At 33.2% G+C, this 21,850-nt stretch carries 20 protein-coding genes; 17 read left to right on the top strand and 3 right to left on the bottom strand.

Translation table 11 applies throughout. The features are described from left to right. Positions 1–27: 27 nt before the first annotated feature. The gene (locus tag OD917_RS21750; protein WP_263525483.1) at positions 28–1,347 is read left to right on the top strand and encodes an OmpA family protein; all 1,320 of its coding nucleotides are present in this window, start codon (positions 28–30) and stop codon (positions 1,345–1,347) included. A gap of 183 nt (positions 1,348–1,530) precedes the next feature. Next, positions 1,531–2,127, top strand: coding sequence for a Crp/Fnr family transcriptional regulator (locus OD917_RS21745; protein ID WP_263525482.1), 597 nt, complete (start codon positions 1,531–1,533; stop codon positions 2,125–2,127). Between the two features lie 138 nt (positions 2,128–2,265). On the opposite strand, the gene OD917_RS21740 is transcribed toward OD917_RS21745, so the two are convergent. Then, complete coding sequence (locus OD917_RS21740; protein ID WP_263525481.1) at positions 2,266–2,637, bottom strand: group III truncated hemoglobin; 372 nt, start codon at positions 2,635–2,637, stop codon at positions 2,266–2,268. A gap of 347 nt (positions 2,638–2,984) precedes the next feature. Between OD917_RS21740 and nadA the strand changes: the two genes are divergently transcribed. The 9 genes from nadA (at position 2,985) to OD917_RS21695 (ending at position 11,241) form a co-directional block, all read left to right on the top strand. Next, positions 2,985–3,917 carry a quinolinate synthase NadA gene (gene nadA / locus OD917_RS21735; RefSeq protein ID WP_263525480.1) on the top strand — a complete coding sequence of 311 codons (933 nt, stop codon included), beginning with the start codon at positions 2,985–2,987 and terminating at the stop codon, positions 3,915–3,917. Between the two features lie 29 nt (positions 3,918–3,946). Then, positions 3,947–5,461: an L-aspartate oxidase gene (gene nadB, locus OD917_RS21730; protein WP_263525479.1), complete on the top strand. Its 1,515-nt coding sequence runs from the start codon at positions 3,947–3,949 to the stop codon at positions 5,459–5,461. A gap of 30 nt (positions 5,462–5,491) precedes the next feature. Then, positions 5,492–6,223 carry an iron-sulfur cluster repair di-iron protein gene (gene ric / locus OD917_RS21725; protein WP_263525478.1) on the top strand — a complete coding sequence of 244 codons (732 nt, stop codon included), beginning with the start codon at positions 5,492–5,494 and terminating at the stop codon, positions 6,221–6,223. A 14-nt stretch (positions 6,224–6,237) separates the two neighbouring features. Next, positions 6,238–8,361 carry a ribonucleoside triphosphate reductase gene (locus tag OD917_RS21720; RefSeq protein WP_263525477.1) on the top strand — a complete coding sequence of 708 codons (2,124 nt, stop codon included), beginning with the start codon at positions 6,238–6,240 and terminating at the stop codon, positions 8,359–8,361. Then, on the top strand, positions 8,342–8,509 hold the full coding sequence (gene nrdD / locus OD917_RS21715) for an anaerobic ribonucleoside-triphosphate reductase (RefSeq protein WP_263525476.1): 168 nt from the start codon (positions 8,342–8,344) through the stop codon (positions 8,507–8,509). Before OD917_RS21720 ends, nrdD begins: the two co-directional genes overlap by 20 nt. Then, the gene (locus OD917_RS21710; protein ID WP_263525475.1) at positions 8,463–9,179 is read left to right on the top strand and encodes an anaerobic ribonucleoside-triphosphate reductase activating protein; all 717 of its coding nucleotides are present in this window, start codon (positions 8,463–8,465) and stop codon (positions 9,177–9,179) included. Before nrdD ends, OD917_RS21710 begins: the two co-directional genes overlap by 47 nt. A gap of 22 nt (positions 9,180–9,201) precedes the next feature. Further along, on the top strand, positions 9,202–9,648 hold the full coding sequence (locus tag OD917_RS21705; protein ID WP_263525474.1) for a copper resistance protein CopD: 447 nt from the start codon (positions 9,202–9,204) through the stop codon (positions 9,646–9,648). A gap of 131 nt (positions 9,649–9,779) precedes the next feature. Beyond that, positions 9,780–10,367: a TetR/AcrR family transcriptional regulator gene (locus tag OD917_RS21700; RefSeq protein ID WP_263525473.1), complete on the top strand. Its 588-nt coding sequence runs from the start codon at positions 9,780–9,782 to the stop codon at positions 10,365–10,367. A gap of 64 nt (positions 10,368–10,431) precedes the next feature. Then, positions 10,432–11,241, top strand: coding sequence for an SDR family NAD(P)-dependent oxidoreductase (locus OD917_RS21695; RefSeq protein WP_263525472.1), 810 nt, complete (start codon positions 10,432–10,434; stop codon positions 11,239–11,241). 99 nt (positions 11,242–11,340) lie between these two features. Here the strand turns inward: OD917_RS21695 and OD917_RS21690 are convergent, their stop codons facing one another. Continuing rightward, positions 11,341–12,438, bottom strand: a complete 1,098-nt coding sequence (locus OD917_RS21690) for a PepSY-associated TM helix domain-containing protein (protein WP_263525471.1) — start codon at positions 12,436–12,438, stop codon at positions 11,341–11,343. Between the two features lie 57 nt (positions 12,439–12,495). After that, positions 12,496–14,877, bottom strand: coding sequence for a TonB-dependent receptor (locus OD917_RS21685; protein WP_263525470.1), 2,382 nt, complete (start codon positions 14,875–14,877; stop codon positions 12,496–12,498). Positions 14,878–15,245: 368 nt separating this feature from the next. On the opposite strand from OD917_RS21685, the gene OD917_RS21680 reads away from it, so the two are divergent. From OD917_RS21680 to OD917_RS21655, 6 genes are all read left to right on the top strand, one after another. After that, positions 15,246–16,145: a carbohydrate kinase family protein gene (locus OD917_RS21680; protein WP_263525469.1), complete on the top strand. Its 900-nt coding sequence runs from the start codon at positions 15,246–15,248 to the stop codon at positions 16,143–16,145. Between the two features lie 160 nt (positions 16,146–16,305). Beyond that, positions 16,306–18,483 carry an HAD-IIB family hydrolase gene (locus OD917_RS21675; RefSeq protein ID WP_263525468.1) on the top strand — a complete coding sequence of 726 codons (2,178 nt, stop codon included), beginning with the start codon at positions 16,306–16,308 and terminating at the stop codon, positions 18,481–18,483. A 272-nt stretch (positions 18,484–18,755) separates the two neighbouring features. Beyond that, positions 18,756–20,267, top strand: a complete 1,512-nt coding sequence (locus OD917_RS21670) for a glycosyl hydrolase family 32 (RefSeq protein ID WP_263525467.1) — start codon at positions 18,756–18,758, stop codon at positions 20,265–20,267. A gap of 13 nt (positions 20,268–20,280) precedes the next feature. Beyond that, a complete protein-coding gene (locus OD917_RS21665; RefSeq protein ID WP_263525466.1) occupies positions 20,281–20,796 on the top strand; it encodes a PPC domain-containing DNA-binding protein in 516 nt (171 codons plus the stop codon). Positions 20,797–20,850: 54 nt separating this feature from the next. Next, complete coding sequence (locus OD917_RS21660; protein ID WP_263525465.1) at positions 20,851–21,069, top strand: hypothetical protein; 219 nt, start codon at positions 20,851–20,853, stop codon at positions 21,067–21,069. A 135-nt stretch (positions 21,070–21,204) separates the two neighbouring features. Next, positions 21,205–21,795 (top strand): Crp/Fnr family transcriptional regulator, encoded by a 591-nt coding sequence (locus tag OD917_RS21655; protein WP_263525464.1) that lies wholly within the window; start codon positions 21,205–21,207, stop codon positions 21,793–21,795. Positions 21,796–21,850: the final 55 nt, after the last annotated feature.

The following is a 21,850-nucleotide window of genomic DNA, read 5'->3' as shown; positions in this document are numbered from 1 at the left end:
ATGGGGTTCAATTTAAATTTACAAGCAATGAAAATTAAAATCACTATAACGATACTGCTGCTGTTTAGCGTCACGATAAAAGCGCAGGAAATTAATTTTAAGATTAACGGCGGTCCGTCTGGAATCCTTTATGACAGCAACATAGGAGACGGAAAACTGAAATTTGGCGGAGGAATAGCTGTTGGGTACACCTATTTCTTCAGCAATCACTGGGGAATTTCTACAGGGGTTGATGTAATGTACAATCAAAATAGCTTTGAATTGAATAATGGAACTACATTCTCATCTTACGAAGTTGATGATCAAACATCTGCATTTGAGTATCAGGTGACTCCTACTAATTATAAGGAAGACCAGCATTTTATTTCTGCTGCAATTCCGCTTATGATGCAGTACAGAACATCAATTGCCGCTGAGACACAGCTGTATTTTGGATTTGGAGGAAAAATTATGTTCCCAGGAAAACAGACTGTAAAAGCTTCAGCATCTGAACTGCAATTAAGCGGCTATTATCCTGATGTAAACCTTCTAGTTGACGATCTGCCTTCTCACGGGTTTGGCAAAGTCACCAATTGGCAAGATAAAACAACCGTAAGCCTAGATCCTGCTTTTCTATTAAGTGCTGAAACGGGTCTTACTTTCAAATTAAAAGAAAAAACACAGCTTTACACGGGCATATATCTCGATTATGGACTGACTGATCTGGCAAAAGAAACTCCTAATACAAATATCGTGGCATACAGTCCAAACGGAATTGATAATATTCAGGCAAACGGTACAGCTGGAAATAAAAAAATAGTTCAGGAAAGCCGTTACTTTTCTGCGGGAATTCAGCTAAAATTAGGTTTCTCATTCAATAAAGACAAACTAGAACCTGTACAGGCAAAAGCAGAACCGCCAGCTCAGACACAGACAGCTCCAGTTGAGCAGACAGCTCCCGTAGAGCAAAAATCTGTTGAGGCCGCACCAGCTAAAAAAGAGCTAACTATCGAGGAAAGAAGTTATATAGAAAAACAGCCACTTGCCTTTCAAGAAATTGGAAATACAAAAGTAACTCCTGAACTGGCGCAAAGACTGGATAAGATTGCTGAAATCCTAAAGTCGAATAAAGATACAGATCTTAATATTACAGGATATACATGTGATCTTGGAACAGAAGCACTTAATCTTAAAATTGGAATGCAGAGAGCACAGGCTGTTTCTGATTATTTACAAAATAAAGGAATAGAGTCTAACCGTATGCACTTGTTCTCAAAAGGAGAAAAAGAACCTTTAGTTCCAAATACTCCAGTTGAAAACAGACCACTTAACAGAAGAGTTTCACTTACACTAATTGACGCAAAATAAATCTTAAATTCTATAATTTTAAAAGCATGAAAAGAAGTTTTTTTTCATGCTTTTCTTTTTAAACACAATTTCAAAAGCTAACAATTATCATATTTTCTTTCTCGTATAATACTTTTCTTTGTTCAAATAATTAATACCACTTACTAAAAATCAAACCTTTAATAATGTATTATTAGAATAAGAATGCATATTGATACTGATTTGCTTTATACCTGGGGAGCTGTAGCAAGAAAAGTTCCTAAAAACTCGATCATTTTTTATGAAAATGATTCGCCAGTTTCGTATTACCAAATTTTAGAAGGAACTGTAAAAATGAGTTACACCAACGAAGATGGTAAAGATTTGACAATTGGTATTTTTAATGAAGGAAATAGTTTTGGCGAGCCACCACTTTTTATAAATCAGCCCTACCCTGCCTCAGCCATTGCACAAACCGATTGTATCATCCTAAAATTATCAAAAAATAATTTCTTTTCTTTTCTTGAAGAAAATCCAGAAATACAAGCCAAAGTATTAAAATTATTTGCTTGGAAAATTTACAATAAAATTGTTTTTTCAAAAAATATAATCAATCATAAACCTGAGTATAGAATTCAATATTTTTTAGATAATTTAAAAAAACAGCATAATATTGAAGCTTCAAAAAAAATGAAAATTCCATATACAAGAAGAGAAATTGCAGACTTTACAGGTTTACGAGTTGAAACGGTTATTCGGACCATATCAATGATGAATAAGAATAAAAAAATTGAAATTATAAATCATAAACTGTTTTACTAATTTGCCAAATTATAATCGAAATCATATTTCCTTAAACAAGATTTCTATTTCTTTGTTTTGGTTAAAAGAAAATTATTAATTAAGATTTTAATGTTTTTTAGAAATAAAAACGAGAACTTTTTAGGTTCCCGTTTTGTATTAGACAACTACTTTATTCATCATTAATTTTGAAATATTTTCGGCTCTCACCTTTACTTCATTTGCTTTTTCTCCTTCAAACAAATCGTCTACTGTTTTTTTCCAAAGTTTGGTCCAATGTCTAAAATGAATTTCATTCAAAGTGCTTTTTTGGTCTAACATTCGATGTTTTACCATCGGATTACCTTCAAAATTTCCAGTATGAAAAAGAATATTATCCCAGAAATCATACATAATAGGAAGATGCTTTTCCCAATTAACCAACGCCACCTCTGTAAATAAATATCCTATAGTAGAATCATTTTTTACTTTCTGATAAAAAGCATTTACCAAGATGACAATATCATCTCTATTTCTAATATCTGTTTTCATACGTTTTATTTTAGCGCACTTTTTGGTAGCGCTTTTATCTTTAAAACTAATATCAAATTTCCGAAACTTACTACATATAAAATATGATTACGATCATATTTCTAAAATATGTTTTTTTAGAATTTTCTATCTGTATTCATTTCTTTTTCATCAAAAATCAATTTGTATCGCTTAACATACACAAATAAAAATAAAACAGTATGATTAGAATCATACTTTGAAAGAAATGTTGATAATACATTTACCCTATTAAAATTATATGCTTAAATGCATTTTAAAAACAAGCTTTTAACTAATACCAAACGGCTTTTTCTTTATAGTTAAGTCGAAAAATTAAGAACTGTAAAATGGATAAGAACTTTTTAATACAGGAAATCATCCGATTAAAAGAAGAAAAAAATGCCGTGATTTTGGCTCATTATTATCAAGATGAAGACATTCAGAACATAGCAGATTTTATTGGAGACAGTCTTGAATTATCTAAAAAAGCTCAAAACACAATTGCCGATATTATTGTTTTTGCTGGAGTTCACTTTATGGCCGAAACTGCAAAAATTTTAAACCCAAATAAAAAAGTTTTATTGCCCGATTGGGAAGCTGGCTGTTCACTAGCAGACGGTTGCAATCCGAAGGATTTTAAATTGTTTAAAGAACAATATCCCGATCATGTTGTAGTAACATACATTAATTGTTCTGCTGAAATAAAAGCCATGAGCGATTTGGTTTGCACTTCGGCGAATGCCAAAAAAATAATCGGTTCAATACCAAAAGAACAAAAAATCATATTTGCTCCAGATGAAAATTTAGGTAGTTATATTCAAAAGGAAACCAAACGTGAACTCGTCTTATGGAAAGGCTCTTGTGTAGTGCATGAAGCCTTTTCATTAGACAAACTAATTGAAATATATAACAAAAATCCGACTGCAAAAATTGCAGCACACCCCGAATCTGAAGACCATATTTTAAAAGCAGCACATTACATTGGCTCAACTTCGGGAATTATTAATTTCATTAAAACGGATCCTGCTGCCGTTTTCATTGTGGCTACAGAAGCCGGTATCCTGCATGAGCTTGCAAAAGCAGTACCCGATAAAGCGCTGATTCCGGCTCCTTCCACAGAAGACAATACATGTGCCTGCAGTGAATGTGCTTTCATGAAAATGAATACTTTGGAAAAATTGTACTCGTGTCTTAAAAATGAAAGCCCCGAAATGAAAATTTCAGAAGAGCTTAGAATAAAAGCACTGAAACCTATTGAAAGAATGCTTGAATTATCATAAAAACATAATAACGCTTAAATCAAAATAACATGGATACTACAGATATATTAATCATTGGTTCGGGTATTTCGGGATTATCATTTGCCATGAAAACGGCAAAAAAACGCCCCGACTTATCTATTGTTATAATGACGAAAGAAACAGCCAAAAATACCAATACACAGCTCGCTCAAGGTGGTATTGCTGTGGTTACAGACCTTATAAAAGACAGCTTTAATAAACACATACATGATACGCTTCGTTCTGGAGGGGGGTTGTGCGATAAAGACGTCGTTAATATGGTTATTAAACAAGCTCCTGAAAGGCTTCAAGAATTAATCGAAATTGGAACTTCTTTTGATAAAAATGAAAAAGGACAATGGAACTTAGGTCTAGAAGGCGGACATTCACAACATAGAATATTACATCATAAAGATAGCTCCGGACAGGAAATAGAGCACAAACTGCTCAAAATGATCAAAAAAATGCCCAACGTTGAACTTTTGGAAAATCATATGGTCATTGATATAAATACCGAAACAAAAAAAGCAAAAACTATTTGTACCGGAGTTTTCTATTATGAAAAAAAACATAACCGAATAAAATATCTTAGAACGCGAACCATAGTTTTAAGCACAGGCGGATGTGGTCAACTTTTTGAAAATACCACAAATCCGAAAATCGCAACAGGCGACGGACTTTCAATGGCGGCACGAGCTGGGGCTGAAATTGTTGATATGCAATATATTCAATTTCACCCAACTGCCTTATATTCAGGAAAAGAAAATCCGTTGTTCTTGATTTCTGAAGCTGTAAGAGGTTTTGGCGCTCATATTATAAACGAAGAAGGAAAAAGATTTCTGTTTAAATATGACATCAGAGGCGAATTGGCAACACGAGATATGGTTTCAAGTGCTATCAGTAAAGAACTTCAATTGAGCGGAAAAAATCATGTTTATTTAGACTGCAGACATTTAGATCCAAAAGCTTTTGCAAATCAATTTCCAGTCATCACAACGCATTGCAATGAATTAGGAATTTACCCTGAAAAAGATTTAATACCTGTTGTTCCTGCGGCTCATTATCAATGTGGAGGAATTAAAGTGGATCAAAATGGTGTTACTTCAATTAAAAATCTTTACGCCATTGGCGAATGCGCAAGAACAGGACTTCATGGAAAAAATCGTTTGGCTTCGAACTCGCTTCTAGAAGCGCTAGTCTTTGCTCATCAAGCTTCAGAAAATGTAGACAGAACAATTGCCGAATTTATTTTTTCATCCAAAATATTGATTCCAAAGTTTCCAAAGGCACATCAAGTCGATGATTACCTTGCTTTCGAAATACTTAAAAAAGAATTACAAAAACTGGTTACCACATTTTACACAAGCGAAGAACGCAATACCGAATTGGCTTTTGAAAAAATAAAAGAGCTTTATAATTATGGTGTTTCACTTACAGAGACTCACGAAATCAAGATTCCTTTTATCGAATTTTCAAACATGATTGCTGCTTCTTTATTGATTGTAAAACAATGCAAAGCTGCGGCGGACCAAAAAATATGCTGAAACCAAAATTAATCTATACCCCTAAGCATTATGAAACTGACAAGTAAAACAACCATTGGTGAAATCGTAGCAGATGATTTCAAAACAGCAGCCATTTTTACAAAATTCCATATCGACTTTTGCTGCAAAGGACATCGAACTATTGAAGAAGTCTGCAAAAAAAGAGATATCGAAGAAAGTGTTCTTATTGAACATATTGAAAAAGCAAGAGGCAGTTCTGTCAATCAGTCTTTTGATTATAAAAGCTGGCCTCCAGACATGATTGCAGATTATATAACCAAAACCCATCATAGATATGTAGAAGAAAGATCTCCTGTTATTTTGGAGTACTTAAATAAAATATGCGGTGTTCACGGTGCGATTCATCCTGAGCTTCATGAAATTCATACTATTTTTTCAAAAACGTATTTGGATCTCACGGCTCATATGAAAAGAGAAGAGTTGGTTGTTTTTCCTTTTATCAAAAAAATGAAAGTCGCACACAGTAAAGGTACAGAACTGGAAACACCGCCTTTTTTATCTATTGAAGCTCCAATTCTAACTTTAAAAGATGACCATATTACAGAAGGACAGCGCTTTAAAAGAATTGCTGCTTTAACAAATAATTATACGCCCCCTATTGATTCATGCAACACTTATAAAGTAGCTTTTCTTATGCTTGAAGAATTTGATAAAGATTTAAAAAAGCATATTCATTTGGAAAACAACATTTTATTTCCAAAAGCTATTGAGCTCGAAAAAACATTTGAAAAAGTGTCTTAATTAAAAACAAAACCATGGAGAAATATGTGATCAAACGCAACGGAGATTATAAGCCTTTTGAGGCTTATAAAATTCAGGATGCCATTCAAAAAGCTTTTCAGAGCGTCAATAAACCTTTAGATAAAAAGATTTTTAAAATTGTTCTTTCTGGTTTGGAGGTAAAATATTCTTGGCCTGTAGAAGAAATTCAGGACATGATTGAAAGAGTGCTTTTTGAAAACGGATATTTCCAGACCATGCGTTCGTTTATAATTTATCGCCATACGAGAAAATTACAGCGAGAACATATTAATGGTTTAAACGATGACACCACTTATATAGATAGTACACAAACTATTGAAGAATACATTAACCAATCAGATTGGCGAATTAATGCTAATGCAAATATTTCGTATTCAAACGCCGGATTGGTTAGCAATACCGCAGGAAAAGTAATTGCCAATTATTGGCTCGATAAAATATATAATAAAGAAGAAGGTTCTGCTCATAGGAATGGCGACATACACATCCATGATTTGGATTGTCTTACTGGATACTGCGCTGGTTGGAGCTTGCGTGTACTGTTAAATGAAGGTTTTAACGGCGTGCGCGGCCGTGTCGAGAGCAGACCTCCTTCTCATTTTAGAGAAGCATTAGGGCAAATGGCTAATTTCTTAGGAATTCTGCAAAGCGAATGGGCAGGCGCTCAAGCTTTCAGTTCTTTTGATACTTATTTGGCTCCTTATGTTTTTAAAGATCAGCTTTCTTATGAAGAAGTTTTAAAAGGAATTAGAAGTTTTGTTTACAATCTAAACGTACCCGCACGCTGGGGACAATCGCCTTTTACGAATATTACTCTTGATTGGAATGTACCAGAAGATTTAAAAGAACAGATTCCTACTCGAAATAATCTTCATTTGTTTTTGAATGTCGATAATGAAGATCTGATTTTGGAAGCTAAAAAAAGAGGCGCATCCAAACTAATAGATTTAAAATATGCTGATTTTCAAAAAGAAATGAATCTCATTAATAAAGCATATTACACCATTATGACCGAAGGCGATGCCAACGGACAGCCTTTTACATTCCCAATTCCGACTGTGAATATTACGGAAGATTTTGACTGGAATGGAGAAAATGTCGATTTGTTATTTGAAAACACCGCTAAAATTGGTTCTTCTTATTTTCAGAATTTTATTGGAAGCCAATATATTTTGGATGAAAAAGGAAATCGCATCGAAAACCCTGAAGCTTACAAGCCAAATGCCGTTCGAAGTATGTGTTGTCGTTTACAACTCGATTTAAGAGAATTATTAAAACGAGGAAATGGTCTTTTTGGAAGTGCCGAAATGACGGGAAGTATTGGCGTTGTTACGATCAATATGGCGCGCTTGGGTTATTTGCACAGAGGAAATATCATTAATTTGTTTGCTCATTTAGATGAATTACTGAAAATTGCAAAATCCACTTTAGAGAAAAAAAGAACCTTTATCCAAACCATGTACGACCGCGGACTTTACCCGTACACGCAACGTTATTTGAAGCATTTCAGAAATCACTTTTCAACAATTGGCGTGAATGGAATGAACGAAATGGTGATCAATTTCTCTGAAGGAAAGCAAAATATAACCTGCAGTTCTGGAATTCATTTTGCAACAGAAATTCTAGATTATATTCGATTGCGAATGAAGGAATTTCAGGAAGAAACTGGAAATCTTTACAATCTAGAAGCAACGCCAGCCGAAGGAACAACTTATCGTTTTGCTAAAGAAGACAAAAAGCGTTTTCCAGAGATTTTGCAAGCGGGACAAAATGAGAATATTTATTATACAAATAGTTCACAAATTCCAGTCGATCATACCGACGATCCTTTTGAAGCCTTATTGCTTCAGGACGAACTGCAATGCAAATATACTGGCGGTACAGTTTTACATCTTTATATGAGAGAAAAAATTAGCAGTCCAGAAGCTTGTAAAAATTTCGTAAAGAAAGTTTTAACCAATTTCAAACTGCCTTACATAACCGTAACACCAATTTTTAGCATCTGTCCTATTCATGGTTATCTTAACGGAGAACATGAATACTGTCCAAAATGCGACGAAATTTTACTCAATAAAAACAATCAAAAACACTTGGCTTATGAAAACAAAAACGCATAAAATTCTAGCAGAGAATAAAAAAGAAAGAAGTAAATGCCTGGTTTACACACGTGTAATGGGTTATCACAGACCTGTAGAAAGTTTTAATATTGGAAAAAAAGGTGAACACCAACAGCGTACACATTTCGAAGAAACCATTATCTACTAAAGGAATATTTAGCCTCACGCCTTTTACTTTATTAGATTATCCGCATAAAACGGCCTGCATAGTGTGGTTTGCGGGCTGTAACATGCGGTGTTCATACTGCTATAATCCAGATATTGTTTTAGGAAAAGGAAAAATAGATTTTAATGAAGTTCTTTCTTTTCTTAAAACCCGAAAAGGATTATTAGACGGTGTAGTATTAAGCGGTGGCGAATGCACTTTACACAAAAATATCATTGATTTTATAAAAGAAATCAAAACAATGGGATTTGCGGTAAAAATTGACACCAACGGTTCCAATCCAAAAATATTGAATAGCCTGATTCATAATCAATTGATTGATTATGTTGCGTTAGATTATAAAAGTCTTCCTCATACCTTTAAAAAACTAACGCAATCAGGCTTATTTTCTGAATTTGAAGAAAGTCTTTTGCTTTTAATTAGGTCGAATATTCCGTTTGAAGTTCGCACGACATTTCATTCTTCATTAATTTCAGAAGATGATTTTGTAAAGATGATTGAATATTTGGAAAGTAAGAATTTTGAAGGAAATTATTATATACAGCATTTTATGAATAATGTTCCAACACTTTCAAAACTAAACAATTCTAACAAAGAAATAAGACTGAAAAACTTATCAACTTCAAAAATAAAAGTTGTTTTTAGAGAGTAAAAAACTTGAAAATAAATACATCATGACCTTGCATCATTTTATACTAATAATTCATCTTTTAGCGGCAACAATTTGGGTTGGAGGTCATTTACTTTTAGCTATTTGTTATTTGCCGACAGCATTAAAGAAAAAAGACCCTAAGATTATTCTTAACTTTGAAAAGAAATTCGAAACGCTCGGAATGTCTTCTCTTGTTTTACTAATTGTAACGGGAATCTGGATGGCGTATGATTTTGGTGTAACCATAGAAACCTGGTTTCATTTTAAGAGTGGATTTGAAAAAGTTGTGTCATTAAAATTGATTTTGCTTTTTTGTACTTTTATCTGTGCGGTTTGTGCTCAATTTTATATTATTCCAAATCTCAATGAAAATAATATCAAAAAAATAGCTATAATTATTTTAACTGTTACTTTAACAGGAGTTACGATGCTGATTTTGGGATCAACGCTTCGTTATGGTGGTATTTGAATCAACTTATTTATTACATATTTCTATTACATATTTTGAAACGCTTCTCTATTCTAAAATAAAAAAGTCAAAGAAAATTTGCATATATGACCAATCGGTCATATATTTGTATCGTTATAATACAATACATCATGACAAAAGGCGAAGAAACCAGACAATTTATTATAGAAAAAGCCGCTCCTATTTTTAATACAAAAGGAATTGCAGCTACTTCTATGAGCGATATTATGGAAGCAACCAAATTGTCTAAAGGAAGCATGTACGTTCATTTTGAAAATAAAGATGTTTTGGCTTGTGCCGCTGTAGATCACAATATGAAAATATTAAGCAGTAAACTTCAAGCAGAACTTTCTCAAGGAAAAAGTGCTACAGAACAACTTTTTGCGTACATCGACTTTTTCAGTAATCCGATAAATCCGCCACTTATTGGTGGCTGTCCTTTATTGAATTTCGGAACGGAAGCAGATGACACCAATCCGATTGTAAAAGAAAAAGTAAACGTCGCTATCAAACGCGGACAAATGCTTTTAACTTCTATTATAGAAAAAGGAATAGCTGATAATGAATTTGATCCAAACTGGAATGCAGCAGAATTCTCAACTGTACTTTTTGCTATGTTAGAAGGAGGACATTTAATGTCAAGAATGTCTGGAAACAATAATAACATGAAAACAATAGTAGAAACACTTAAAAAAAATATATCCGAAAAAAAGATATAATTTTTTTTACTATAAAAATGACCGATCAGTCATATTTAAATATTAATTCTAAAAAACAAATACCATGTCAAAAACAATTTTAATTACAGGAGCTTCAAAAGGTTTTGGAAGAGCTTGGACAGAAGCATTTTTAGCAAAAGGATATAATGTAGCCGCAACAGCTAGAAATCTAGAAACATTAAACGATTTAAAAGAAAAGTACGGAAGCGCAATTTTACCTTTAAAATTGGATGTTAATAATCGTGAAGAATCTCTTGAAGTGATTCAGAAAGTAAAAAAACATTTTGGAACAATCGATGTTTTGATCAACAATGCGGGTTATGCGCTTACAGGTGCAGTTGAAGAAGCCAGCGAACAAGAAGCGAGAGAACAATTTGAGACTAATTTCTTTGGAACATTGTGGCTAACGCAAGCCGTTCTTCCAATTATGAGAGAACAAAAAAGCGGTCATATTATTCAGGTCTCTTCTATATTAGGATTGGCTACTTTACCAACAGCAATGGGGCTTTACAGCGCTTCTAAATTTGCTATTGAAGGTTTAAGCGAAACTTTAGCTTCTGAAGTAAAACAATTCGGGATCAACGTTACTTTATTAGAACCAAACGGATACGCCTCTAATATTTGGCATACAGGAATCACAAGCGAAAGTTTACCTTATTATGACGAAATCAAAAAAGCTCTTGCTGAAAGAGAAAACATTTTTGGAAAAGTTGAGGCGACTGCTCCAATAGTGGTAAAATTAGTAGAAAACGAAAATCCACCTTTGCGATTATTGCTTGGAAAAGTGGCATTTCCATTCGTTAAACAAAGCTACGATCAGAGATTGGAAAGCTGGGAAAAATGGAACGATGTTTCAGTTGAAGCACATGGTTAAATAATTTAGGTTTTTCGTAAAAAAGGAAACAAATTATTTCAAATAAAAAAAGCGCAAAATGTATCTGATTTTGCGCTTTTTTATTTGAATAGAAATAATCTATGCCTTAATCTTTTTCTTCTTAGACTTCTTCCCTTTCTTCCACCAAATAATAAATCCAGTTATTGGCAAAGAAGCTCCGGTCAAACTAACCAAACTCCAAATTATTTTTCCTGTAAGTCCAAAGAAAACTCCCGTATGCAAATCGTGATTACTAGCTTCGTAAACATCTGCAGCATTATTGTCTTTGTATAATTTTGTTCGAAGCATCTGCCCTGTTTTTCCATCAAAAAAAATAGTATTTTGATTTCTTGCCCAATCATTTGGATAAGTCATTCTTAATCGCAATTCTCCCGTTTTTCTTATCGAAAATGAAACTGAAGTTGCTCCTGGATATTTTGCATTAGCACTTTCGTAAATATTATTATAACGAACAGGAATTGTTGTCGAATCTATTTTTTCGTTAGAAATTATTTCATTTCCTTTTCTTAATTTAACTCCTGTAACTAAACTGACTCCTTTTTTTACCGTTTCATATTTAAAATAAGTTCCTGAAAAAGCAATTAAAAGCAAAAAAATAGAAGCGTAAAATCCGAGGACTTGATGCAAATCAAAATTGATTCTTTTAAAAGAACCACTCCATTTTATTTTTAGAGATTGTTTGATTAAACGCGTTTGGCTTGGAAACCATAAAATCAGTCCCGTAATCAGCATAATGATGAAAATCACAACCGACCAGCCTTGAATGAATTCGCCAAACTTCCCTAATAATAAAGTACGATGTATTTCTAGTACAGTATTTAGCCAGTCTGAACCTTGCTGATTTATTAAAGTCCCATCGTACGGATTGAAATAATATGTCTTTTTCTTTTTGGTCGAAATTTGAACAGCAGCATTAGGTTCTGCTTTATCAATTTTTAAAGCTGTAATTTTCTGTTTAGGTTCCAGATGTTCATAATTTTCAATTATAGTTTTTAAACCTATAAATGGTTTTTCTTGAACGGGAACATGAAGATATTCTTTCAGTGAAAAATCACGAATTTCTTCTTCAAAAACATAAAGAAATCCAGTGATGCTCACTATAAAAACAATGAGGCCCGATGCTAAACCGAGCCACAAATGTATTTGTCTAATGGTATTTTTAAAACCTTTGGTCATAATTTGCAATAAAGTCCAAATGTAGATAATATCATTTGAAATGACGAATTGAAATCCTTAGAATTTAAAGGTAATATTTCCTGTAACTCTCGTTGGGTTTTGAGCTGCTAAACGATATGACCAATATTTTTCATTAGTAAGATTATCTACTTTTAAACCTAATCTAAATTTAGGTCTGTCATAAAATACCGAAGCATCCAAAACGGTATAAGACGGAATAGTAAATTTAAAAGTAGTTGTATTGGTTTGATAATATTCACTTCCGTAAATTCCACCAAAACCAAATCCAAGACCAGATGCAGCTCCTTCTGTCAAGCGATAACTTGCCCACAAATTGGCAGTTGTAGGCGAACCCGCAGTAGTAGGTCTTAAGCCGTTAATACTTGGATTTGCTTTTGTATATTCACTGTCATTGTACGTATAACCAGCCACAATATTCAAACCTTTAATAGGATTGGCGATAAATTCTGCTTCAAAACCTTTACTCAATTGCGTACCATCTTGAATTTGGAAATTTGCGTGATCTGGATCGTCGCGCGTCACATTTGTAACTTTTATGTCATAATAACTAAAAGTCGCACTGATTTTATTAAAATCAAATTTAACTCCACCTTCTAATTGATTCGCTTGATTTGGCTTAAAAGTATTTCCATTAAAATCAGATCCGCCAACATTATTAAATCCGTTCATGTAATTTCCGAAGACAGAAACTTTGTCTTTAATCACTTGGTAAACAGCACCAAATCTAGGAGAAAATGCAGTCTGATTGTAATTTCCAGCAATAGAATCACGGCTTGGATAATACACTCCTTTATTAATGTAGCGATCGGCTCTAACACCTGCCATTACCAATAATTTGTCGGTAACATTCAATACATCTGAAACATAAGCACTATAAGTTCTTTCGTTATTTGATACCATATTTGTATAGGTTGCTGTTTCAAATAAAGGCTCTATTTTATTGATTGTAAAATTGTTATAAGCATCGCCAGGTTTTTTAAAATTAAGCGCTGGCATATTTACTGTTGCATCATTACGCGTCGCGCGAAGGCTGTAAAAATCTAAACCTGCCACTACTCTATTACGCAATTTTCCTATTTTAAAATCGCCGTTGAAATTCTGCTGAATATCAGTACCATAATAAGGATAATCTTGATTCGTAACTTGCTGTCTAAGAGTTTCGTTGCTCAACATAGTCAAAGCCACAACATATCCTTCAGATGATGATCTTGTACGCGAAACGATTGTCTGAGAAGTCCATTCGTCTGAAATTTTATATTTCAACTGTGCAAAAATATTGTACTGTTGCCCTGTGTAATTTACTGTATTATTGGCAAAAGAAAGATTGTACGGAATTCCTAATTCTTCAATGCTATGAGCCGTAGCATCTGCTTTTGTATAAGGCGCTAATCTTGTTGGAGATGTTCCTTTTGAGGCGCTGAATTCTGCATCAATCAACAAAGTCAATCTTTCGTTTACTTCATAAGAAAAACTTGGCGCGATGAAAAAGCTTTTGTTGAAACCTGCATCCTGAAAACTTCTTTCGCTATGTAAAGCTGTGTTAATTCTAAAAAGAGCCGTTTTATCTTCGTTAAGAGGCGTGTTAATATCAGCCGTAAAACGATTCAAATCCCAATCACCTGCAGAATAAGATATTTCTCCTTTAAAAAAATTAAAAGGCTTTTTGGTAACTCGGTTAAACAATCCTCCAAAAGAAGAAATTGTGCTTCCAAACAAAGTTGCCGATGGTCCTTTTATGACTTCAATACGCTCTAAGTTAGACGGATCTATTGAGTTATACGTAAAACTTCCAACTCCATTTCTTACTAACTGTGGCGTTGCAAATCCTCTAGAAATATTAGTTGTTCTTCCCTGATTTCTTACTTCTGCAATACCTGCTCCTGGAACATTTTTAAAAGCGCTGTTATAATCTGTAATTACTTGCTCTTTCATTAATTCCTTGCTTACAATAGTGTAAACCTGTGGATTTTCCATGTTTTTCAGTTTCATTTTAGAAACCTCTTCACTTTCTTTTCTTGCAAATCGGTTTCCTCCAGAACTTACAATTACTTCTTCTAATTTTTGTGAAGTATAAGTCATTTCAAAATCAAGAATAACTTCTGTATTGTTCTGATCAACGATAACTGAAGCTGGAGAAGATTCGTAACCATTTAATTTTATTTCAACCAAATAAGTTCCGAAAGGGATATTTTTTAATTGATAAGTACCATCAGAATCCGTAGTAGTATTTTTATTTAATTCTGAAATTTTAACGGTTGCGCCTTGTAAATAATTTCCGTCTTTAACCAAAGCTTTACCAGAAATTGAACCTAAAGTTGACTGAGAAAAAGCCGTTCCTGAACAGAAGAAAAGAATCAAAAAGGCAGTAAACACTTGACATAAAATATTGTCTTTAAGTGTTTTAAAAATTGTTTTCATATAAAATTTGCGATTTATCTTTATTTAGACTGGATACAAATATATAAACGAGATCTGACTTCTTAGCAAAAGATTAAAACTTTCTTAAAAAATAATTAAAAGTAAATTCCGAAAAACGATTTCTATAAAAATCAGTAGAGAATAAAGCTAAAAACGCATTTACTGTTTGATTAAAAAAACCTACTTTAAAGAAATCTAAAATATATTTTTCAAACATTTTTCTTACTAGTTTTCAGTTATTTATAAGTAAATCAACATTTTTAGAAAATAAAACAGGTTGCAAAAACCGTTATTCTTTTTTATTTTTATGGAATCTGATGAAACTCTAATCATCCGATTTAATATTTTAAAAATAAGAGAAAATTAAAATGAGTAACGACAAAAAACTAAAAGCTGTAGCTTTCGGAGAAGTACTTTGGGATATTTTTGATAATCAAAAAAAAATTGGCGGAGCGCCCTTAAATGTAGCACTTCGTATGAAAGCCCTTGGCGTTGATTCTAATATGATTAGCTGTGTAGGAAATGATGCAGATGGAGAAGCAATTATAAATGAAGTCAATAAACTGGGTTTAGAAACAAATACCATTTTAAAATCTAATGATTTCCCAACGGGTTTAGTAAACGTAACATTAGACGAAAGTAAATCTGCAACTTATGAAATTCTTTATCCTTCTGCTTGGGATAAAATTATTCTAAACGAAGAAGCAAGAGAATTAGTCGTACACTCAGATGTTTTAATTTATGGAAGCTTGGTCTGTAGAGATAATGTTTCTAGAGAAGCTTTGGACGAATTGCTCAAGACACACACTTATAAAGTTTTTGATGTTAATCTTCGAAAACCACATTATGATTACGAACTTTTACAGCACTTAATGCAATCGGCTAATTTTATCAAATTTAATGATGATGAACTAATGGAAATCAGTGCTGCTTTAGATTCTCCTTACAATACTTTAGAAGAAAATATGAACTTTATCTGTTCTTTAACCAATGCCACAGCAATTTGTGTTACGAGAGGAAAAGATGGAGCTTTGCTTTTATGGGATAAGCATCTTTATGAAAATGAAGGTTATACGGTAAAAGTTGAAGATACGGTAGGTGCTGGAGATTCCTTTTTAGGTGCTTTAATTACTTCTCTTTTAAGCGGAAAAGAACCGCAAGCATCTTTAAATTTTGCATGTGCAACGGGAGCTTTGGTTGCTGGATCGGCAGGAGGAAATCCTGAAATTTCAATATTTGATATTGAGAATTTAATTAATAAAAATTAAAAAGAAGAAAAAGCCTGATATTTAAAATCAGGCTTTTTTTATAGATAAAACATTCTATTTTCCTCTTAAACATGGGAAATATGTAAATTTAAAATGTAATTATTTCTTCCTAATCAATACAAGCGCTGTAAATTGCATTTTTAAAATAATTAAGGAAGAAATGATGAAAAAACTACGAATTTCACTTATCAATATACACGGACTTTTGAAAGGTTCTGGTCTCGAAATAGGTCGAGATGCCGACAACGGAGGTCAGACCAAATATATATACGAATTAGCAGAATTTTTATCGCAACATGAAGATGTAGAACACGTACATATTTTTACAAGATTAATAGATGATCCCGCTCTTTCGCCAGAATATGCAGTGCCTGTAGAAATTATCAATGATAAATTGGATATAAGGCGAATTCCGTTTCTGGGAAAAAAGTACCGATCAAAAGAACAGCTTTGGGAAGGTCTAGATACTTTTGTGAATGGCGCGATGCAACACATCAAACAGCACAACATCTTCCCAGATTGGATTCACTCCCATTATGCTGACGCAGGTTACGCTGCAGCCGAATTATCAGCAGTTTTAAATATTCCTTTTGCTCACACAGGACATTCTTTAGGATTTTACAAAAAAAAGAAATTAATCGAAAGCGGAGAAACGGAAGAAGAACTTGAAAAAAAGTTCAAGTTTAAAGCCAGAATTTCTGCTGAAGAAAAAACCTTAGAACTAGCAGAATTTATCGTTACTTCTACCGAACAGGAAATTGAAACTTACAAAGCATACAAAAACTTCGAATTAGGAAAATACCACGCCATTTCTCCTGGAATTGACACTAGAAAATTTGTTCCTTATTATTATCAGGAAAATGATTCGGATAAACATATGGAAGAAACACAACGAAAATATTGGGTTGCCGAAAGTATTTCTAAATTTTTAACTAATCCGCACAAGCCTATTATTCTGGCACTTTCAAGACCTGACCGTCATAAAAACTTGAACACTTTAATTGAAGTTTACGGAAAAGACAAAGAACTGCAAAGCATGGCCAATCTGGTCATTTTTGCTGGTATTCGAAAAGACATCGCTAAAATGCCCGAATCTGAAAAGAACGTTTTAACCGATTTACTTCTTTTGATGGATAAATACGATTTGTACGGAAAAATGGCAATTCCAAAGAAGCATGATGTCGAAAATGAAGTTTCGATTATCTATCGTTATGCAGCTGAAAAAAGAGGCGTTTTTGTGAATTTAGCTTTGCATGAAAACTTCGGCTTGACCGTTATCGAATCGGCTAGTTCTGGGCTTCCTGTTGTGGTGACAAAAAACGGCGGACCTTCAGAAATTATTCCTGTTTGTCAGAACGGAGAATTGGTAAATCCGCAAGAAGAAACTCAGATTAAAAAAGCGCTCCGCAATATTTTAACTGATGAAAATCAATGGAAATATTATTCCAATAATGGCGCGATTAATATTCAGAAGTATTACAGTTGGGTTAGCCACGTTAACCATTACGTCGATTTAATCAATGAAAATTTATCGGTTTCTTCAACTGGAATCAAAAAACAGCATTACCCTAATATCAACGTCAGCCGATTAAAAAGAAAAATTGATCACTTATTAGTTTCAGATATAGACGGAACTCTAATTGAACCAAAACTAGCGAATCCAGGTTTGAAAGAATTAAAAGCACATTTAACCAATCGTACCGATAAAATGGCTTTTGCAATGGCTTCTGGGCGAAATTTAGCACTAGTAAAAAAAGTAATTGACGAAGAAGAATTTCCTCTACCCGACTTCATTATTTGTTCTGTTGGAACTGAAATCTATTACACCAACGGAAAAGATTATATTTTGGATAAAGGTTGGGCCAAATTTCTCTCTGGTAGATGGAAAAGAGAAGATATTGTCAATAAACTGAAAGGTATAAAATGGATTAAATTGCAGGAAGAAGAAGCGCAAAACCCTTTTAAAATCTCTTATTACTATGAAAAAGAACAATACGATCATGATGAATTAATTGCTGTTTTAGGAGCAGGATGGTACAAAGTTAATATTATTCCAAGTCACGGGCAGTTTTTAGATTTTATTCCCAAAAGAGCTTCAAAAGGAAATGCGATTAAGTTTTTATGCCGAAAATGGTCTATTACGTTAGCGAATGTGATTGCTGCGGGAGATTCTGGAAATGATGTTGATATGTTTAGAGGACCTGTAAAAGGAATTATTGTTGGAAATCGAAGCGCAGAACTTGCCGATTATGAAACATCTAAAAGTATTTATGTTGCTAAAAATTCAGCTTCAGAGGGAATTTTGGAAGGTTTAAAACATTATAAAGTCATAAAATAATTAATTCATTGAAGATGAATTATTTAACCACATATAAACATAGATTTTTCTTTCTTGGAAAAGGTGATTTAAAGAAACTAGTTTCTAAAACATAGCTTTATGTCTGCTTTGAGATCAACTTTGTCAAAGTTTTGAACTTTGACAAAGTTTAACGTTTAAAGATCTCTGTTTACTTTAACTAAGTGAAACGCCTTTTTTTGCTCAAACAAAAGCTATGTTTCTATGTGTTTAAAAAATTAAAAATATACTAACAGTTTAAAATAAATAATAAAATGTATTCAGGTTCAGGATTTAGCAATTGGGAAATTGGAGATGTTGATGTATTTATAGATGAAAAAGGAGTTCATCATTTATTTCATTTAATTATTCCTAATCACGATTATATTGCACATGCGATTTCAAAAGACGGTCTTTCGTGGAAACGAGTAAAAAACGCAATATTTGTTGGCGATCCGGGAGAATGGGACGACGATATGTTATGGACAATGCATGTCAGTAAAAAATCGGATGGAGAAGGTTATGAAATGTATTATACGGGTCTCAAACGTCAAGATAAGGGAATCGAACAAAAAGTAGGAAGAGCAATTTCTACAGATTTGCTTACTTGGAAAAAGGAAAATCTCTACGGACTTCCGTTTAAAAGTGAAGCTCCACATTATGAAGGCAAAAATAACAATCCGCGACAATGGATAAGCTTTCGTGACCCATTTAAATACCAATACAAAGGAGAAGATTATTTGTTAATATGCGCTAGAAGTGCTTCTGGACCAACCTACCGAAGAGGCTGCATTGGTGTTGCAAAAAGAGAAAAAGAAGGTTATGTACTGCAAAAACCGCTTCATATTCCGTATGTGTATGATGATGTCGAATGTCCGTGCGTATTTGAAATTAAAGGAACGCATTATCTTTTAGGGTCAATTAGAGAAGATATTAAAGTTCGCTATTGGTCTGCACCAGAATTTAGAGGCGAATATTGTGCTTTTCATAATAATGTTTTAATGCCTCAAGGAAATTATGCTGCAAGAGTTGTAAAAGAAGGGAAACACTATCTAGTTTACAATTTCTACTTTGCCGACGGAAATGTCAATACACATCGTGTAATTCCACCTCCCAAAGAATTAGACGTAGATAAAAGCGGAAGACTTTTACTGAAAAGCTATTACTATTGGGAAAAACTGTATCAAAAAACCATACTTCAAAAAGACCTCCCTCTTCCTTTGCCTATTTTGGGAAATCCAACAGCCGAATTTGTTTTGGAAAATGAAAACAAATGGCGTTTTGGATGCCGAAGCGGTTATGAAATTTATGGCTTCGAAAAACCATCAAACGATTTTGTTTGGGAAGGAACGCTTGCGGTGGAAGGAATGGGAAAAACAGGTTTTGTAATTGAATGTGATAAAGAAGGAACGGGATACTATATTTCAATTGATTTTATGAATGGTTTCGTGCAATTCAGAGCGTGGGGATTTAATGAAAAAGATGTCAAAAACAATTTTATTTTTGAAAATATCCAAACCAATCAATTTGAAATTAGTGAAGAAAAACAGATTAATTTTAAAATTATCCGCTACGGAAATTATTATGAACTTTCGATTAATGACATTGTAAAACTAACTTTATTAGATTTTAAATATAACGAAGGAAAAGTCGGAATCTATGTCTGTTCTGCCGTAATTTCGATAAGCGATTCTAAAATTCACGTTATTCCAGAACCTGAAAACGAATACGCGGCTTCTGATCCTGAAAAATATGATAATGAATTACAACCCAATTCTCTAATTTAAATACTATATGAATATGCAACCCCTTAAAATCGGTATGGCATTAATGCTTTTAATGTCTCTTAATTTTGCTAATGCCCAACAAAAAGATACTGAAAAATGCCGTTATACCAAAACTCCTCAAGGTTACCTAATGGTTCTTCGCGAAGGCGATAATGTTTTGGAACTAATTGAAAAATTAGCCAAAGAGCAAAATATTCCGTCAGCAAATTTTACTGGAATTGGTTTTGCGCAAGATGCCACTTTTGGATTTTATGATTTTAACGAAAAGAAATTCCATCCTAAAACTTTCAATAAAGTAGAAATGGGAAGCATTACAGGATCGATCGCTTGGAGCGGCGACAAACCATCTATACACATGCACGGAGTTGCAACCAATGATAAATTTGATGCTTACGGCGGTCATATTCTCGGATTGAAAGTTGGAACGGGTTCTATGGAAATTTATATCACTGTGAATAGCGAAAAACTTGAGAGAAAAGTTGAACAACCGCTGAATGCGAATGTTTTACAATTGCCTTGTTTGAAATAATTTCAAAAATCTGCATTTACTTTTGTATTTTGGCTTAATAAACTTAGTTGTGAAATGAACGATTCAACAAAAGAGCAAAATGTCAATAACAGAAAAGCTGCTTTACATTTGATTGCCAAGAGATTATTTCGACTTGTGCTAATGTGTACTGGCATCATTGGCGTTAAATTCATTTTTAACTCTTTTGAAACACTTGATAGATTTGATTTTTTTATCACAATAACATTTACAGTTTTTCTTTGGGTATTATTAATAGCAGAAAATAAAATTTAAACTTTGTCAAAGTTCAAAATTTTGACAAAGTTGTCCTAACTCTTCACAAAAAAATATAAATAACAGGACAACAAAGCTGTTTTTATTTTGAAAGATAAAACCTATATTGGCATTCCAAATTCATAATTTAATAAAATGCCACAAAGTCCTTCTCCAGAAGATGTAAAGAGAATTTTCGAAAATTATTTTACTGCCGATATGAATATCTGGACAGGATTTTCGGAGAAGATTAAAGTCCGTGAATTTGACAAATCTGAAATCATAAAAGATTATCATGGTGTCGAAAAATATCTCAATATTATCATTAAAGGATCGGCTGGATTATTTGTTTGGGATGGAAAGAGAGATATTTGCATCAATCTTCTTTACGAAAAGAGTTTTATAAGCGATTATATGTCTTTTCTAAATCAGCAGCCATCTGTTATTAAAACAGAAGCTTTAGAAGATTTAACGCTTTGGTCCATTTCACTTCAAGATTTAAATGAATTGTACCAAAGATCTGAAACAGGCTTACGAATTGGAAAAGCCATTTCTGAAATACTTTATGTGCGAAAACAGCAAGAGCAAATTAACCTGTTGACACTTTCACCACAAGAACGTTATTTAAAACTGATAGAAGGTCGTCCAGAAATTTTTCAAAGAACACCCCTAAAAATCATCGCTTCTTATTTGGGATTAACAGCTGAAAGTTTAAGCCGAATTCGAAAAAGAGTTATGGAAAAATGATTTCTTACCCAAAGTCAATTTTATTTTCATTTTCACTCGCTAAGTTTGCTTCACT

This window comes from Flavobacterium sp. SH_e, from assembly GCF_025717045.1.
GTDB lineage: Bacteria > Bacteroidota > Bacteroidia > Flavobacteriales > Flavobacteriaceae > Flavobacterium.
Note: the sequence above shows the minus strand (reverse complement) of the source record. Positions and strands in the feature narration are given on the sequence as shown.